Source organism: Wolbachia endosymbiont of Leptopilina clavipes (assembly GCF_006334525.1).
GTDB lineage: Bacteria > Pseudomonadota > Alphaproteobacteria > Rickettsiales > Anaplasmataceae > Wolbachia.
Map to the genome: position 1 here is coordinate 14,801 of NZ_QJHA01000008.1, position 18,306 is coordinate 33,106.

Annotated in this window: 12 protein-coding genes, 1 tRNA gene and 2 pseudogenes; 9 read left to right on the plus strand and 6 right to left on the minus strand. The window is 34.6% G+C overall.

Translation table 11 applies throughout. The features are described 5' to 3' along the window. Window positions 1-66: 66 nt before the first annotated feature. From OUY_RS00920 to OUY_RS00935, 4 genes and pseudogenes are all read left to right on the plus strand, one after another. Window positions 67-1,176 carry an outer membrane protein assembly factor BamB family protein gene (locus OUY_RS00920; RefSeq protein WP_139686451.1) on the plus strand — a complete coding sequence of 370 codons (1,110 nt, stop codon included), beginning with the start codon at window positions 67-69 and terminating at the stop codon, window positions 1,174-1,176. Then, on the plus strand, window positions 1,169-2,548 hold the full coding sequence (lpdA, locus tag OUY_RS00925; protein ID WP_010401379.1) for a dihydrolipoyl dehydrogenase: 1,380 nt from the start codon (window positions 1,169-1,171) through the stop codon (window positions 2,546-2,548). The genes OUY_RS00920 and lpdA overlap by 8 nt, the downstream gene beginning before the upstream one ends. Window positions 2,549-2,550: 2 nt before the next feature. Next, window positions 2,551-3,471: a tyrosine-type recombinase/integrase gene (locus tag OUY_RS00930; protein ID WP_139686452.1), complete on the plus strand. Its 921-nt coding sequence runs from the start codon at window positions 2,551-2,553 to the stop codon at window positions 3,469-3,471. Between the two features lie 121 nt (window positions 3,472-3,592). Beyond that, window positions 3,593-4,421 (plus strand): annotated as a pseudogene (locus OUY_RS00935) (IS630 family transposase). A 24-nt stretch (window positions 4,422-4,445) separates the two neighbouring features. Here the strand turns inward: OUY_RS00935 and OUY_RS05980 are convergent. Both OUY_RS05980 and OUY_RS00945 read right to left on the minus strand, forming a co-directional pair. Then, a complete protein-coding gene (locus OUY_RS05980; protein ID WP_179943625.1) occupies window positions 4,446-4,607 on the minus strand; it encodes a hypothetical protein in 162 nt (53 codons plus the stop codon). Window positions 4,608-5,155: 548 nt separating this feature from the next. Then, a tRNA-Met gene (locus tag OUY_RS00945) sits at window positions 5,156-5,232 on the minus strand. A 96-nt stretch (window positions 5,233-5,328) separates the two neighbouring features. On the opposite strand from OUY_RS00945, the pseudogene OUY_RS06730 reads away from it, so the two are divergent. From OUY_RS06730 to OUY_RS00960, 3 genes and pseudogenes are all read left to right on the plus strand, one after another. After that, a pseudogene (locus OUY_RS06730) lies at window positions 5,329-7,349 on the plus strand (ComEC/Rec2 family competence protein). A 45-nt stretch (window positions 7,350-7,394) separates the two neighbouring features. Next, complete coding sequence (locus tag OUY_RS00955) at window positions 7,395-9,203, plus strand: coiled-coil domain-containing protein (protein WP_139686453.1); 1,809 nt, start codon at window positions 7,395-7,397, stop codon at window positions 9,201-9,203. Beyond that, window positions 9,203-10,156 (plus strand): RluA family pseudouridine synthase, encoded by a 954-nt coding sequence (locus tag OUY_RS00960; protein ID WP_139686454.1) that lies wholly within the window; start codon window positions 9,203-9,205, stop codon window positions 10,154-10,156. The genes OUY_RS00955 and OUY_RS00960 overlap by 1 nt, the downstream gene beginning before the upstream one ends. A 6-nt stretch (window positions 10,157-10,162) precedes the next feature. On the opposite strand, the gene OUY_RS00965 is transcribed toward OUY_RS00960, so the two are convergent. The 4 genes from OUY_RS00965 to OUY_RS00985 form a co-directional block, all read right to left on the minus strand. Beyond that, window positions 10,163-10,510, minus strand: coding sequence for a diacylglycerol kinase (locus tag OUY_RS00965; RefSeq protein ID WP_064085518.1), 348 nt, complete (start codon window positions 10,508-10,510; stop codon window positions 10,163-10,165). A gap of 270 nt (window positions 10,511-10,780) precedes the next feature. Continuing rightward, the gene (carB, locus tag OUY_RS00970; RefSeq protein ID WP_139686455.1) at window positions 10,781-14,068 is read right to left on the minus strand and encodes a carbamoyl-phosphate synthase large subunit; all 3,288 of its coding nucleotides are present in this window, start codon (window positions 14,066-14,068) and stop codon (window positions 10,781-10,783) included. A gap of 429 nt (window positions 14,069-14,497) precedes the next feature. Continuing rightward, a complete protein-coding gene (locus OUY_RS00980; RefSeq protein ID WP_139686456.1) occupies window positions 14,498-15,262 on the minus strand; it encodes an SDR family NAD(P)-dependent oxidoreductase in 765 nt (254 codons plus the stop codon). Next, on the minus strand, window positions 15,249-16,064 hold the full coding sequence (locus OUY_RS00985; RefSeq protein ID WP_007302309.1) for a YihY/virulence factor BrkB family protein: 816 nt from the start codon (window positions 16,062-16,064) through the stop codon (window positions 15,249-15,251). The genes OUY_RS00980 and OUY_RS00985 overlap by 14 nt, the downstream gene beginning before the upstream one ends. A 128-nt stretch (window positions 16,065-16,192) precedes the next feature. Between OUY_RS00985 and OUY_RS00990 the strand changes: the two genes are divergently transcribed. Together OUY_RS00990 and OUY_RS00995 are read left to right on the plus strand one after the other, a co-directional pair. Then, entirely contained in the window at window positions 16,193-16,546 is a 354-nt protein-coding gene (locus OUY_RS00990; protein ID WP_010405591.1) for a TrbC/VirB2 family protein, read from the plus strand. A 1,222-nt stretch (window positions 16,547-17,768) separates the two neighbouring features. Beyond that, window positions 17,769-18,306, plus strand: a 538-nt coding sequence (locus tag OUY_RS00995; RefSeq protein WP_167481342.1) for an IS110 family transposase, incomplete at its 3' end; no start/stop codon positions are given.

Genomic DNA, 18,306 nt, shown 5'->3' on the forward strand with positions numbered 1-18,306 from the left:
AAGAACATTTTCGTTGTGATTTACGTTTCTAGTATGTATATTAATGAATCTTGTTTTCACTAAATAATGAAAATAATAATTGTCATGATAATGTTATTGTATAGTAACTATACAATGGCAAGCGAACGAATAAGTTTAGTAGATAAAAAATTATCTCAAGGATATGTAGCTCCAATACTTACAGAAAATAGCGTTATTTTACCAGACAAGCACGGTACCTTATATTCCTTTGATATCGATAACCCAAGAGTTATAAATTGGAAATTATACCTCTCAAGTAGGAAAAAAATTGGTAATATGAGTTTATCGAGCTACAAAGAAAATGTTTTCTTTGTAGTGGATAACATTCTACACACAATAGATGCGAAAACAGGGGAGATTCAATGGGAAAAAGAATTAAGAGCTCCGGCAAGAGGGAAAGCAATAGTAATAAACAATAAGTTGGTAGTATTGACTATTGATAACTATCTACATGTATTTGATATAAAAGATGGCAGCCCCATTTGGGCTTATCAAAATGGTATAAATGAGGTTCGAGGTTTATATTCCATCTCACCAGCAGTCTCTAATGATAAAATAATGGCACCATTTTCAAATGGCGAGTTAATAGCTTTTAATGAAGAAGGTAAAAAACTATGGAGCCAAAAATTAGCTACAAATCTTTTAGACACACAGCTTACAGATGTAACTACTACACCTAGAGTACACGATAATATCTTAATAGCTATGAGCAACTCTTATATTTATAGCATTGACGTAAACTCAGGAAATATTTTATGGTCAAGGCCACTACAAGTAAAAAGTATATCAAACATTGAGTCATATTATAGCCCTCTTATTCCTGCAGAGAAACAAAAAGAAGGCGGAAGAATTTTCATGGTGACTAAAGATAATAAGGTAATTGGCATCGACATACAAAGTGGAAAAACAGTTTGGACATCTGATTTTATAGAGAATGTGCAATTGTTTGTTCCAATTATGTATGCCCATACGCTTTGGGTAACAAGTAATAAAGGTTCAATATTTGCTTTTCCTGGATCTGAAAGTACAGGAAGGGTAATTAAAATACCCGGTAATGTGTTTCATGCTCCAGTATTTACCCATGGCAAGATGTATATAACGACTGAAGGAAATGGTGTTTATTCTTTAGAAAATAGGTTTGTTTTTTATGACTGATTATGATTTGATTATTATAGGTGGTGGTCCAGGTGGTTACAAATGCGCTATTGCTGCTGCAAAACTTGGACTCAAAGTTGCTTGTATAGACAAAAATAGCATTTTTGGTGGCACGTGTTTGCGAGTTGGGTGTATACCATCAAAAGCATTACTCCACTCCTCTTATCAGTATGCTAGCGCGAAAAATAATCTATCAAAACTTGGCATAAAAGTTAAGGATGTAAGTCTCGATTTGAGAGAGATGATAGGCTATAAAGACGCTAGAGTTCAGGAACTTGGAAAAGGCATAGAATATCTGTTTAACCTTTACAAAATTACTAAGATCAATGGACTTGGAAAAATTACTTCTTTTGATCAAGGCAACCTTGAAGTTTCAGTTGAAGGTAAGGTGCTGAAGACAAAAAATATAGTAATTGCAACCGGTTCTGACGTTATTTCTTTGCCAGGAATTAATATCGATGAGAAAAGTATTATTTCATCAACTGGTGCATTGTCTTTAACTGAAGTACCAAAAAAACTTGTCGTAATCGGAGCCGGGGCAATAGGGCTTGAAATGTCTTCTGTATGGAGGAGGCTAGGGTCTGAAGTCACTGTAGTAGAATTTTTTGACAGAATCGCTGCAGCAATGGATGGAGAATTAAGTAAGTCTCTACTTTCTAGTCTACAAAAACAAGGAATAAAATTTTTACTTAGCACTAAAGTTGAGGGAATAAAACAAAGTAGTAACTCTTTGAGTGTGAAAGTTTGCTCTGTAAAAGATAATCAAACAAATACTATAGAGGCGGATAAGGTATTGGTGGCAGCAGGACGCAAACCATGCTCTGAGGGTCTTGAAAAAATAGAAAAAGACAGTCGTGGCTTTATTAAAGTCAACAATAGTTATGAAACCAACGTAAAAGGAATATTTGCTATTGGTGATGTGATTGGTGGAGCAATGCTTGCTCACAAAGCTGAGGAAGAAGGGGTGGCAGTTGCAGAGATACTAGCAAGGCAATTGCCTCACGTTGATTATGAAATCATACCGTCAGTCATTTACACCCACCCTGCAGTTTCTTCAATCGGTAAAACTGAAGAAGAACTAAAAAGTGCTGGTCGAAAGTATAAAGTTGGTAAATGTCAATTTGCTGCAAACGGTAGAGCAAAAGTCACTGACGATGCTGAGGGATTCGTGAAAGTTCTGACTTGTAGCAAAGCAGATACAATACTCGGTGTACATATCATAGGAGCATACGCTGATACGCTAATCAATGAAGCAGCGGTTGCAATGGCATATGGTGCAGCAGCAGAGGATATATACAGAATTTGTCACTCTCATCCTGATATAAATGAAGCCTTTAGGGATGCGTGCATCGATGCTTTCTTTAAAAAGTAACTGTGGACCTCGGTTCAATCATTGAAAAATGGTATGATTGGCTAAAGTACAACAGGTCTTACTCACCAAACACTTTGGAGTCATACATGAGGGACCTCAAAGATCTTATAAGTTTCCTAAATACTCACATTGGTGAAGAAGTAAATGTTGGCTCTTTAGAAAAATTAAGCATACCTGAACTGAGAAGTTGGTTTACCTCTCGTTATGCAAGAGGTGTAAATGCGAGATCTAACACTCGCGCATTGTCAGTAATCAGAAATTTTTTCAAATATATAAAAAACAATTATGAAATAAATAATGAAGCGGTATTTTCTTTATCAAGGCCAATTCAGAGAAGAACTCTACCTAAAGCACTTTCAATATCTAACATAGAAACTCTATTGAAAGAAATGAAATTGCCTGATCTAGGCGAGCCTTGGGTGGTAAAAAGAGAAATTGCAATTGTCGTTCTGCTATATGGTGCGGGCTTAAGAATCACTGAAGCACTGAATCTTAAGGTTAGTGATATTAGCAATGAAAGTTTAATAGTAACAGGTAAGGGAGATAAACAAAGGCAGGTATTTATTCTTCCAGTAGTAAAAAAGTGTATACAAAAATATATAAAAGCTTGTCCCCACTTTGACGAAGCGGGACATCTTTTTGTGGGGGTAAGAGGAAAAAAATTGGGAAGAACTTATGTTGCTAATCGTTTGCAAAAAATAAGAAGATTTTTAAACTTACCAGAAATTTTATCTCCACATGCATTTCGCCATAGTTTTGCTACTCATTTGCTTCAGGAAGATATTGACATAAGATCAATACAACAGCTGCTTGGCCACTCAAGCCTTGAAACTACTCAAGTTTACACTCACCTAAATTATCAAGATGTCTTCAATATGTATAAAAACTTTCAGAAGAGTTTGAATAAAAAATCGAAATCTTAACTTCGTCTTAAATCGATAATATTGCCAAACTGAGTGCTTGCAACATCATTCAGTACTGTATAACTCTTCTCATAATAGTCCAAACGAGGAAAATAAGGTTTTATAGTAGTGGAAGGTAAGGATGCCAGTAGCATATAGTTATGACTTAAGAAAAAAGGTAATGGAAGCATTGGATGAAGGAGAGAGTGGAGAAACTGTTGCCAAGAGATTTAAGATCGGAAAAACAACTTTATATGAGTGGAAGAAAAGACGTGAGAAAACGGGAGATTTTCAGTCAAAAAAGCCTGGAAGCGTGGCATAAAATTACCGACTGGAATGCATTTGCCGAATTTGCAAATGAGCAAGGTGGCAAAACTCAGTCAGAGATGCTGGGGCAATATTAGTAGACAAACAATTCATCGAGCTCTTAAAAAAATTGGACTCACACGCAAAAAAAGACATATGGATACAAAGAAAGAAACGAAGAAAAACGCGCTGAATTTTTGAAAATTATAGCAACAAAAGAACCTCAAAACTTAGTTTATATAGATGAGTCTGGCATTGATAACACTGAACCTATGGGTATTGCCAGAAAGGACAGCGGTTTTATGCCCTAAAATCTGGGAAGAAAACTCAACGAATTAGCATGGTTGCAGCCTTAAGTGGAAGAAAAATAATTGCTCCGTTAACCTTTGAAGACCACTGCAATATGGATATCTTTAATAAATGGTTTGAGCAGTTTCTGACACCGATTTTGGAACCTGGACAAACTGTTATCCTTGATAATGCTACTTTTCATAAGTCTAATAAGATTTGCTAAAGGAGTTGGCGCAGAAATTTTATATCTTCCTCCATATTCTCCAGATTTTAACAAAATTGAACATTATTGGTTTGCTATAAAAAACAGAACCAGGAAAAACATTCCTTTATTCAAATCTTTTCGTCATGCTGTCGATTCTTCTTTCTTATGACCTTTTGGACTATTATGGGAAGGGCTATACTTTACAAAACTTATTTTTTGTAATATCTCTTGTTTCTGCTAGCAAAAATCCGATTCCGTCTTGGCAATTCACTCTCTTAACTGACTCAGCAGATACCGAGAACATTTTCTCTACAGACTTTTTCTCACAACCAAAAAGAAACGTATAATATCCCATAGACAGAGTCAAGAGAAGGAATATAGCTGGAAGCAAGAATGGAGCAAGTAGATTTTGTGATTCAGGAAAGATAAACCAGACGGCAGTTGCTGCTGACACAGCTAAAAATAATCATGACATAACGAGTTTATTTTTCTTCTGTATCCGTTATCAATAACTGTATTTATGCCAATAAAAGCTACATCAACCATTGCTCATACCTCACTAAAAGTAATATTAGCTTAATAATAGCATTGTTGTGATAAGAAATCAATATTATGAATATTTTAATTAATTTATAAAATCATCCAACCAAATAGAAAAAAGGCAAAAGAAGTCCCGAATAGCGAGTTTTAATAATTTAAATTGATAATGTACTAACAAGCGTGATTTGGCTAAATGTAGAAAAAATAAAAAAAGCCACTATAATTTAATGTAATTCACCAATAAATACCTTAAGTTTTTTACTGAATGTTGCGATTGAGCCTACAGGTCAAAAACAAGCTTTGAGTCAGAAATACCATTGCTATTATAATAAGAGAAATCGCGATGTTTGTACAATTGAAAGATGGTTGCGGGAGTAGGATTTGAACCTACGACCTTCAGGTTATGAGCCTGACGAGCTACCGAGCTGCTCCATCCCGCGTCGTTGCTTATTTATTATTATATGCGCAATAATAATAAATAAAAGAATAAAATCACACTATTACATATATTTATATATCTATTAACCTTTCTTAACATGATAGTAAATTATATACATAACAATCTGTGCAATGAAAAATATAACTTGATATTGTGGTTCCCTGTTTTTCAGTGTGCAGGAATTTTAACATATTTCTCATTAAATTTTGAACCAAGCTGTGCTTTCACTATATCTATTTTTCTCTTGCTTTCACCTATACTAATTCTGATTGCAATATTATACAGGAAATACGCAATATTATGCATTTCTTTAATTGCAGTGCTCATAGGATTTACAGCCAGCAAATTCAGAACAGATTCAGTTAATACTCACATTCTTGATAAGGAAAGGTATGTGAAAGATATTGTTGCTACAGTGAAGGATATTAACGATAGGAGCTCATATAAACAATTTTTGCTTTATGAAATAAAAAACACGAAGTTCAAGCTGGATAACATCAGAATATCAGTTAAAACCAAAGCGGAAGAAGGCATTAAAATAGGGGATCAAGTAAAATTATCAGCAAAACTCTTTCCTCCAAAAATTGCGCCTTCGGAATATGCATATGATTTTGCAAGAATAGCATATTATCAGAAAATAAGTGCAACAGGCTTTGCAACAAGCAAAATAGTCCTGTACAAAAAGGCTGAAGCAAGAAAATTTCAAGAGTATATAGAATCTTTCCGTCAATATATCTATGAAAACCTACAGCAAAATACCAAAAAGCCACACGCGGACATAATCTCTGCATTATTAATTGGCAAAAAAGACGGGATAGATCAAAAAACTATGAATGCGATACGAGATTCAGGTATAGCACATTTATTCGCTATATCTGGTTTACATTTATCGTTTGTTGCTGGTCTATTTTTTATAGTATTCCGTAATTTATTTGCAATATCTGAAACTTTGACTCTTAAATATAACACTAAAAAAATATCTGCATTCTTTACTATCTTGCCAACTACCTTTTATTTGTTGATTACCGGTATGCAAATTTCTGCTCAGCGTGCCTACATCATGGTGATCTTGGTACTTGTTGCAATAATCATAGAAAGGAAATATCGAGGATTAATAGCAATTGCGTTTGCTGCTTCGGTGATACTCATAGTGGAGCCAGAAGCAGTCTTAAAGCCAGGTTTTCAAATGTCATTTTCTGCTGTTTTGGCACTAGTTGCCAGCTATCAGATCAATGCTAATAAGTTATTCAAAATAAAAATAATAAAATATTTTGTGTCGATAATGATCAGCTCAATAATAGCAAGTTTAGCAACTGTTCCGTACACAATATACAATTTTAACTATTTTTCAATCAGTGGCATTATCACAAATTTGATTGCTATACCAATAGTTACACTCATTATTATTCCACTTGGAATAATCTATGTTTATTGATTCCTTTAGGTACTCAGTAGATTATAACGCCTCTCATGGAACGCCCAATTGACAGCGTTTTATATATAACAAACGCAATTGCCAGTCTTCAGTATTTGGTTATTCCTATTCGCACTTTTCCTGCCTCATTAATTATTATAATAACGCTTGGGCTATTATGGTTATGCTTGTGGGAAAGGAATTGGCGTTTCTTTGGAATTTTCTTTATTGTGCTAGGTATTTTCTCTAGCGCTATGTATACAACTCCTGACATTCTAGTCAGTGCTGATAATCTTGCTGTAAAAGAAGATGACAATTTACTATATTCCCTTACTAGAAAAAACAGAAATTTTGTTGTCAAAACGTGGGCAAAGCAAAACTGGCAGAATCAAATTGTGAATCATACTAAATTCAGTAATTCAAACAAAAGGCTAAAATGTAATGATTATGACTGTACATATAATAAAGGAAATAATAAGTCAGTGTTGCTAGCTCATAAAAGAGAAGATATTTTAGAAAATTGTAACAATGTCGATCTAGTAATTCAGTTAAGCAAGTTAACTATCCAGCTTGCAATACTAAAATCATCAAATACTCTGACTTAGAGGCATATGGCACACACTCTGTTTGGCTAGCAAATAGTGGCATAAGGTTAGAAAGTCCGTTCTAATCGTCCTTGGCATAAGCCAAAAACTTGTTTTTAAAGTATCATTTATATATAATTACTTAATTAGGATGCAAGGAAATTTATGCCTTTAGATACAACAAATCCTTTCAATGTTAAAGTAGATCATAATTTTGCCAAAATAGATGATGCTATTGGTTTTTTTCCTAGGTTATGGCGTGCAACAAAGAAATATTCTGTAAGTAACACTCTACCCATAGCGATTGTAAATATTTGGCTTCAATTTTCTTTGGCTTATGTAGCTGCAATAATAATAACCCATAATGATCTAAGGTTTATTACAGATATTTTTAACCCAACATTCATGCCAATTTACACTTTGGTTTCTATTATTCTTTTAACAACTTTTGTAGCCTCTTCTGCTATGAGATATATGCATAAGCAGGAGATAAAAGAAGGAGAAAAGTTGATAGAGGAATTAATAAATAATAAAATTAGAGGTGGCAAAGACAACGAGATGAGTGAAATCGCTGAAAATGCTCTGAAAATAGAGATAAAACCAAATTTAAGTCTTATAGATTCCAAAAAAGCAAACTTTTCAATAGTTTTGCCAATTTCTGAAAATCAGAAAAAAATATTAGATAATCAAATACAAGAGAATAAAAATAAGGCCATTTTTCTTACCATACCATATGTAATTAGTGCTGTAATTATAGTTGGTGCGTTAATACAAAATAGATTGAGCTTTGCCAATATTCAGGCTTTGGAATGGGTTCCAGTTGTACTGGCTAGTATCATTGCTATCGTTGGAATATGTATAACATTCAGCAAGCTAAAAACCAATAAGATAAACAATAATCATAATATTGTTAAAAAATTTAATAATTTAGATATTCTCTTTCCATGCAGAAGAGGTGGTTTTGTATCGGTAATGGAAAAAAAGACAAAAGATGAGGAAGAAAATGATCCAATATCTCGATTAATAAAATTACTAGATAAGCACTTGACTAATTTTACAGATAAAATTGTTGACTCATTTGATAAGCGCTTAGATGAAGCTAAAGATCTACTTGATAGCAAACTTCTAAAACCTGCAAATGATGAAATTCAAGAAACACTTGTTCATCTACAAGGAATTAGAGGAGACATCAAAAAAGATTTAGATAAGTTGCGTAAGGAAATGATGGTCATTTTAAGCGAAGCTAAAGAGCTGGCAAAAAGAACAAATTCACTAAAAATTGAAAGCATTTTTTCTAGTTTAGAGAATACTATTAAAATCGCTGAAGATAAGGTTGAGCGATTTGAACCAAGCAGATTAGTTGGCTTTTTTCAATCTGGAGAAAGAACAATTAGCGATGATCGTGAGTTCATAGATACATTGGAAAAACAAAAAGAAGAAGCGGAAAAGATAAAGAACGAATTAGAAGAAGAACTAAAAAAAGTAAAAGATGAGCTAGCAGAATTAAAGAATAAACAGACTCAATCAAATGAACCTAATAGCAGTGAAGGCAGTATTACTGCTACTTCTCTTGAAAAACAGCGAGATGAAGAGAAAAAAGCAATAGAAAAACATAGATTATTAAAATCAAAAAAAAGGATGAAAGAGCTGGAGCAAGAAAATGCAAAATTGGAAAAAGAATTATCTGAACAAGAAAAAATGGATGAATGGAGAAAAAAAGTTAACGGTAAAGCAAGTGACTTTCTATATTATTTATTAGAGTCTATTAAGCTAGAAGAAAAAGATAAAAAAGAAGAAAAGAGGGAGTTAACGCTACGGGATTTTGATAATAAAATAATAATTTACTGGAAAGATGGCTCTCAAACAATTTGCCATATTAAAAAACAAGACGGCCTTCAAATTCAACCTAGTACAAAAGTTGATTTTGTGAATCCAGATGTTCATGCAGCATTCAAAGTAGCTTGCGCAGGGTAGTGACCATAGATATAACCTTAAATGTTAATAGTGACGAAAAAAAATTAAGGCTAGATATTTACATAGCTAAAAAGTGTAACATATCACGCAGTAAAGCACAAAGATTGATACAAGATGAGCGGGTAACATTACTTGGCACGCCGATAATTAATAATGACCACATAGTAAAACCAGGTGAAGAGTATATAGTACATCTCGTTCAACCTGACATATCCACATCAATTGAACCTAACTATAATATAAAGCTTGATATCATCTACGAAGATGGGGACATTATAGTTCTGAGTAAACAAAGTAGATTAACAGTACACCCAGGTGCTGGAACAAACAATAATACACTCCTGAATGCAGTGATCGCTCACCTTGGCAAAATTCCATATATAAATACAATACCAGGAATTGTTCACAGGCTTGATAAAGATACTAGTGGACTCATGGTAATTGCAAAAAATGAACAATCCCACAGCTTCTTGTCTGAACTGCTATCAAATCGTAAAATAAAACGGGAATACTTAGCAGTAATTTGGGGAGCATTACCTAATCTGCAAGGAACAGTAAAAACCCATATTGCTCCAAAACGCAGTAATAAAGAAATGATGTGTGTCACAAAAACAGCAGGTAAATTAGCAATCACTCATTATTCAGTGAAGAAAATTATAGGGCAAGCAAGCCTGGTTAAATGTACTTTAGAGACAGGCAGAACACACCAAATTCGAGTACACATGAGCCACATAGGACATTCTGTAGTTGGTGATCAAGTTTACGGAAAAAATAGTAGTAAAAGTGAAAAACATGCTAAAAACTCTGACTTTATCCGTAATTTCAATAGACAGGCACTACATGCTCACACGCTAGGCTTATATCATCCAAAAAGTAAAGAATATATAGAATTTGTTTCTGATTTACCACAAGACATGCAAGTCTTAATCGGTGAATTTGAAAATATATCTTAACAACATTCATATCAATATTATCATCCATGTTATCAAGAAGTTAATTAATGAGAGAAAAACTGCTGCACTACCTAGATCTTTCACTTTTTTTGAAAGTATATGTTGTTCACTGGAAATACGCTCAATTATTGTTTCAAAAGCAGTGTTAATAATTTCTACAATTAACACCAAAAATAGGCTACTTACCATTACTGCACGTTCTAAATTACTTACATCTAAAACAAACAAAGTTGAAACACATATTATAAAAAGCAGTAACTCCTGTCTGAACGCAACTTCTGATACAAAAGCTGATTTTATTCCTTCACAGGAGTATTGAATTGCTTTTATTAGACGAGTAATGCTTTTCTTCATTATCAATTTGGAAACTCAATGAATTACACTTATTGCACTCAGGTAAAAAATGCATGAAAACACCTTTCAGTCGTGATCACTTACAAAGATTTTTAAGTTAAAGTCTAGCATATTGTTTGAATCAAGAAAATTAGTACAAAGCCTTTCAACAAACGCTCAAGGCAGTTATATATTGATACTGACACAAAAATCCTTTAATTAAATTTCTCTCTCCTTAGCTTACACGATCCTCATTTTGAAATAAGTAATAATTTATTATAGTCTTGATATTTAAATATTTTGTATCTGCTGTAATGATTTCACTTCCAATTTGCTATTCTTTACATATTGAATTGCAAGCGCTAACGCTTTACTCCCAGAAGCTGTGGTGCTATAAGCTATATTTTGCAAAATAGCAGTTCTCCTGATATCTTTGCTATCTGAGACTGACTTTACACCTTTTGAGGTATTGATCACTAGGTTTATTTTTCCATCTTTGAGCATATCAACTATGTGGGGTCTGCCTTCTCTCACTTTATTTACAGCTTTTGCAGCAATGCCGTTATTGTTCAGATGCAAAGCTGTGCCTTTGGTGGCATATATTTCAAAACTCAGTTCTTTCAACATTCGTACAACAGGCAATATATACTCTTTATCATCATCTTTTACTGAAACCAGAGCTGTTCCTTCTGTTGGTAACTTGTATCCTGCAGCCATGTGCACTTTTGCAAGTGCAGCTCCGAAAGATAAGTCAATTCCCATCACTTCTCCTGTTGATTTCATTTCAGGACCAAGTAAAGTGTCAATTCCCGAAAAACGCGTAAATGGAAAAACAGCAGCTTTAACTGCAAAATGATTGAAAGGCTTGTTTTCCTGATTCAATTTTTTACCCAAAATAACCTGAGTGGCAAGCTTTGCAATAGGAATATTGATTACCTTGGAAATAAAAGGAACTGTACGGCTAGCCCTTAAATTCACTTCAAGTATGTATACATCACTCTCTTGAACAGCAAACTGAATGTTTATCAGACCTTTCACTTTTAATGCTAATGCTATTCTCTCAGTTTGGAGCTCGATCTCTTTTATTACTTCGTCACTCAATGTATTTGTCGGTATTGAACATGTTGAATCGCCAGAGTGGATACCAGCTTCTTCAATATGCTCCATAACCGCTGCAATGAAAACTCTTTCCCCATCACATACAGCATCAACGTCAACCTCAACTGCATTGACTAAAAATTTATCAAGAAGCAGCGAACCATGCTCAAAGATTTTAGTGTGATTCAGGACGTACTCTTTGAAGCTATCAATATCATGCAAAATTGACATAGACTGACCACCAAGGACATAGGATGGCCTCACTACTAATGGAAACCCCACCTTTTCTGCGTTGATTAACGCTTCTTCCACTGAATGACAGATAGAATTTTCAGGTTGTTTTAAATTAAGTTGCAAAGCAAGATTTTTAAATCTCATGCGATCTTCTGCAAGGTCAATAGAATCAAAAGATGTACCCAAGATATTAAAACCTCTTTCGTTCAGCACTTTGGCTAATTTTAAAGGCGTTTGACCACCTATTTGAACTATTACACCAACTAGTGTGCCATTTTCTTGCTCTTTACTTAGTATTTCAAGCACATCCTCTGCAATGAGTGGTGCAAAATATAAACGATCAGCGGTATCATAATCAGTTGAAACGGTTTCGGGATTGCAGTTAATCATTATTGTTTCGTATCCCATTTCTTTGGTGGCAGAAACTGCATGAACGCATGCATAATCAAACTCAATACCTTGACCAATGCGATTTGGACCACTTCCTAAAATGACAACCTTTTCTCGGTCAGAAATGTCCGCTTCGCATTCTGTCCTGTTTGTAATGTCTCCCTCATAACATCCATACATATAAGCAGTGCTCGATTCAAATTCAGCTGCACAGGTATCTACACGTTTATAAACTGGATTAACACCAAATTTTTTCCTCATTGCTTCAATTTGCTCTGATGTCATTCCAGTGCGTGACACTGGAATCCACCTATTTTTTTCTTGGATCCCAGCTGGGATGACAGAGGTAGGTCTATTACTTAACTTTGCGAGCCTTGCATCTGAGAAGCCCATTTTTTTCAGCTCTAATATTTCATATGCAGTTTCAGGAAGGCCGTTTTCCTTGATTTTTTGTTCAGCTAATATAATTTGCTGTATATTTTGCAAAAACCATAAATCATAACCTGTAATCGAATTTATTTCTTCTATGCTAATTCCGTGGCGCATTGCTTCAGCAGCAATCAGTAATCTGTTTGGCAGCAATTTTACTAACTGAGATTTAATATCTGTGTCTTCAGAAAACACTTCATCAAGTCCCATGAGCCCTGTTTCAAGTGAGCGAAAAGCTTTCTGCAGTGACTCATTAAAAGTACGGCCGATTGACATCACTTCTCCCACTGATTTCATGGAGGTTGATAATTCACAATTTGTCCCCTTAAATTTCTCAAACTCAAATCGAGGAATTTTAGTGACGATATAATCAATCACTGGTTCGAATGCTGCTGGTATTATTGGAGCACAGTCGTTACGTATTTCATCGAGCGAATAGCCAATAGCAAGTTTAGTGACAACTTTTGCAATAGGATAGCCTGTTGCTTTTGAGGCAAGTGCAGAAGAGCGAGAAACCCTTGGATTCATTTCAATTACAACGAGGCTTCCATCTCCTTTAGGATTCACTGCAAACTGAACATTTGCACCACCGGCACTAACATCAATTTCCCTCAGCACTGCTATAGATGCATTTCTCATTTGTTGATATTCAGCATCACGCAGAGTCAAAGCAGGAGCAACTGTGATACTATCTCCGGTGTGCACTCCCATTGGATCAACATTTTCTATTGAACACACTATTATACAGTTATCCTTGCAGTCACGGATAACTTCCATTTCATATTCCTTCCAGCCGATAATTGATTCATCTATCTGAACTTCATTTATTGGTGAAATTTTTAGAGCACTTTCTGTGATATTGAAAAACTCCTCTTTATTGTATGCTATGCCACTACCTGCGCCACCAAGAGTGAATGATGAACGGATGATTGCTGGTAATCCAATGTAATCCGAAGCCTTTTTTATTTGTTCTTGATTTTTTATAATGATACTTTTGGGGTATTTTAGCCCTATTTTATCCATGGATTGGCGAAATAATTCTCTATCTTCCGCTTTTTTTATTGCTTCTCTATTTACCCCTATTAATTCTACGTTGTATTTGTCTAACACTCCATCATCTGCAAGTTTTATTGCACAATTAAGTGCTGTTTGCCCTCCCATTGTTGGTAATATTGCGTCTGGCCTCTCCTTAATTATAATTTTTTCTATGATTTCAGGTAGTACCGGCTCAATATAAGTTGCATCAGAGAATTCAGGATCTGTCATTATAGTTGCGGGGTTGGAGTTAACCAAAATGACTTTATAACCTTCACTTTTTAATACTTTACAGCTTTGCGTTCCAGAATAATCAAACTCGCATGCCTGACCTATAACTATTGGGCCTGCTCCTATTACTAATATAGATTCTATATCTGTGCGTTTTGGCATAATTACAATAACGATCTCTATTCAAGTAATGTTACCAATCTTTCCTGTATATGTGAATTTTTATTAAACCTATTAGCTAACTACTTTTAGGCTTGACGCATAACTGTACAAACATTGCAATTTGCGTGGCAGATTCCAGTGCTTGACACACAGCTGTACAAACATTCATTTTTGAAGGTAAATTGCACAGCAAATGATGTCATTCAAGTAGCTGACACTGGTTCCTTTATGACGGCAGTGCCCAGAGGTGTCATCCCAGTCTGGGATCCAGAAAACTTAACTTTAAATAAGTGGCCGCACAATAAAGACTAGATTCCAGACTGGAATGACACCATAGAGGCACTGGGATGACATCCTTCCTAGTGGACTCAAATCACAATGTTCATACAGTTGTGGGCTTAACGGTATCTTTGCAGATACTATGGTAATTTACTCGGGAGATTTGCTAAGTGGTAAGATTTGTCCTGATATGCTACAATCTTCAGAAGCAAGTTCCACAAATTTGTCTGTCAGTTTATCAGGTGGCACCAATTCAGATATATCTTTTCCCGGAAATGCTTGCTTATACATTTCACTATCGATAGGCTCTTCCGAATACACGGCATTTATGCACAAATTCGTATGTTTTGTCTCAGATGCACATATCTTCACCATTGCTTCTAGTGCAACTTTACTTGCAGCATATGGCATCCAATATGGATAAGAGGAAGGAGAAAGTGTTATCTTTGAGGTCATGAATATCGCTCTTCCAGCATTAGACTTTTTTAGTATAGGACCCAAATTTTTTAGCAAGTACCAACTGGCAGTAAAATTTGTATTCATTACCTTCTGTAGATCTTCAAGCTCACAATCGTGAACAGGGCTCAACTTACATAAAATTTCAGTGCATGTAATCAGTATATCAAGTGTGCCAGATTCTGATAATTTTGGGCTTTCTATCATATTTGCCAGTTTTTCTACGTTTTCAAAGTCTAAAAGATCAAGCTGAATTAGTTTCACATAGCCTTCTTTAAGCTCTTCAATTTCATTATACAGTGGCTTGAGGTGATCGATAAACCTTGAAATCAGAATCACACATGCACCTTCTCTTACAAACCTTTTTGCAACAGCAGAGCCTATTCCACCTGAAGCCCCGGTAATTAAAGCTACTTTACCTTCTAACTTACCCATTTCTTTCTCCTTAGCAAGATCCATTGAAATATTTTAGCTGAAAATTAAATTTTGCTCCATATATAAAAATCAAACTTAGCACATAAAAAAATAGTAACGATACTACCACACCACCTAAACTTCCATATATCAAATTCAGTTGATCAAAGGAAGCTTTTAAATATTGCTTGAAAGCTGAAGCAGAGATCGTCCAAAGAATAACAGCCACACAAGATCCGGGAAATACGTCTGATAAGTTTTGCTTTATGTTTGGCAATGTAAAATATAGCCAAGATACTATAGTAAAAAGCACAAACTCAATAAGTAAATATCTAGTATAACTTAGCCCTTGGTAAGAAAAATCAATTAACATTGGCACTAATGTAAAAAATACTATAGTCAGAGTTGTAACAAGCGTAATTACTAAAAATTGTAATATACTGAGCACCCTTCTCCATATATAAGGCGATGAAACCGGAACTTTATAGGCCTTATTCAATATCGTTCTAAATCCTTCAATTGTCGATGAGGCAGTCCAAACAGCGCCTACAATTGCCAAGGTTAATAAGCTTTGCGGAGGGCCTGATATTATCTCCCTAATACGTGGCATCAAAGATGATAAAATATCCTGTGGCATGTTATCAATAATAAATGCCCAGCCGACATTGTATTGATCTAAGAAATTTGCGAACGTTGATGCCATGGCTATTAAAACAATAAGAAAAGGAAATATTGATAACAGGATTAAAAATGATAGATACCCTGCATGCTCCACTCCATCATTATAAATTGTGTCAATTAAAGCACGATAAAGGCAATAAACGATACTATAAAATTTCTGTAGCACTTGTAATATAAATAAACTATGAAAAGTATTCTAAATGAAATAAAGCATACTTTTAAGCAAAAAATCCTCACCGTTTACTTAAATTTAATCAAAATGATAGATAATCCAGCGTTAAATACGGAGGCATAATGAAAAACTTTCTTCTACTTGTAGCTTTAATTCTTTCCTTTGCATTTGATAATGCTTTTGCTGCTGCTGTTACTGATGATGCAACAACCAATACAATATGCAAAATAGTAGGCTATACTCACGGTATAGGCGGGCCTATGATTACAATAGTGATAATAGGTGCAGCTTTGCTGGCAATATTTGGCAGAATGCCATGGCCAGCGCTTTTTGCACTTGGTGCATTTACTGCTGTGTTTTTTGGTGCACCTGTAGTTGTTTCAAAAATAGTACCAGGTGGTGTGATTTGTAAAAATGGTGCAACTGCTTGCCCTGATGGTAAAACATGGAATACAACAACAAATACATGCGCATAATAAGCATTAAAGCTTCAAAACATTAGCAAATGGTGCTTCTTTAAGGAGCGCCATCATTGCACGAACTTGTGACTTAAGCCACCATAAAGGTGTTATTCGAGTAGTCCATCCCTTGTCATCCCAGTGCTTGACACTGGGATCCAGGAAATTTGATTGGATATTAAGTTTATGAGCATAGAAGCAGTTAATTTTATGTTAAAACACAACATTTTTGATGAGGCTGTATTAAGAGATGGATCCCAGTGTCAGCTACTCGGATGACACCATTTGCTACGCAATTTACTTTCAAAAATGAATGCTCGTACAGCTGTGTGTCAGCTACTTACATAACACCTCTCGAAAATTACTTTAGCTACAAATATTAAAAAATTTACCAAGCAAAAAAGTCCCCGTGTAACGAGTTTTAATAATTTAAATTGATAATGTGCTAACAAGCGTGATTTGGCTGAATGTAGAAAAAATTTAAAAAGCCGCTATAATTTTTATGTAATTTGCCAATAAATATTTGAGTTTTTTACTGATTTTTTGATTGAGCCTGCAGGTCAAAAATAAGGATAAATACTCTTATTATCATGATATGTATAACAATGTTACAAAAAATAATATCATAGAATTCAGTAGGATAATTCCTAGAAAACCCCTACATACTAAAAAAAGCAAAATGCTGTTAAAATGAGCTTAAGAATAAATAGCAAACATCTAACATAACAATTCTATTTGTAAATCAGGTGAGGCTTATCCTATAGAAAGCTTTCGAACTACGCAAGCGTATCTTTTGCCTTTAGTATTTCTTTATTGTTTAAGATAACTGTCTGAGCTCCTCTGCCTTAGCATTATATCTCCACTTTCTGCAAGTTATTCCATTAAGTAGTAAAAATATTAGATTTGCCGCAAAACTAAGAAAAAAAGACCAAAGATAGAGCAGATTGAACTTACAGTAAAAATAGAACAAAAAAAACTCCAACAATAAATTATACAAACTTCATCAGGTTAACTTTAACTTAAGAAAACATAAATCAAATTTTCTTGCTCAAAGACCTTGCTTTTTCTCCAACCTTACTCAAACGTACTCTAGCTTAATGCATAATTTTACCCATAAACAACATACTGTAATTGCGATTGAATGATGGAGAGACATACTCCATTATTTTAGCACGAAGTAACAAATTCAATGAATTGGTTCTTCAAAAATAATTTAAACTTTTACAGTAGGAGTAGTCTCATGAAATATTATAGCGGGTTAGATATCTCACTCAAAGAAACTTTTATTAGTATCGTTGATGAGAAAGGAAAAATTGTTAAAGAAGAAGTTGTTGCAAGTGAGAGCAGTGCAATAGCTGAGTTTCTGCTTAGTCAAAGCAGAGAATACGAATCCATAGGAATAGAAAGTGGGCAATTGTCAATATCGATGTGCAAAGAGTTAAGGAGCTTTGGATTACCAGTAATTTGTGTAGATGCGAGGCATATGGCAGCAGCATTGTCTGCGAGAATCAATAAAAACGATAAAAATGATGCAAGGGGTATAGCACAAATGATGAGAGCTGGGCTGTATAAAGAGGTATTAGTAAAATCAGATGAGTCTTGTCAAGTTAAGGTAGCGCTCGGAAGTAGAAGGCAGTTAATGTATTGCAGAGAGCAAATTATGGGAACAATAAGAGGGCTATTGAAGATATACGGAATAAAGCTTGGCAAGAAGTCAAAGATTGTAATCTTTTCTTTAAAAGTGCAAGAAGCAATAAAAGATCTAGATAAAGTCAGTA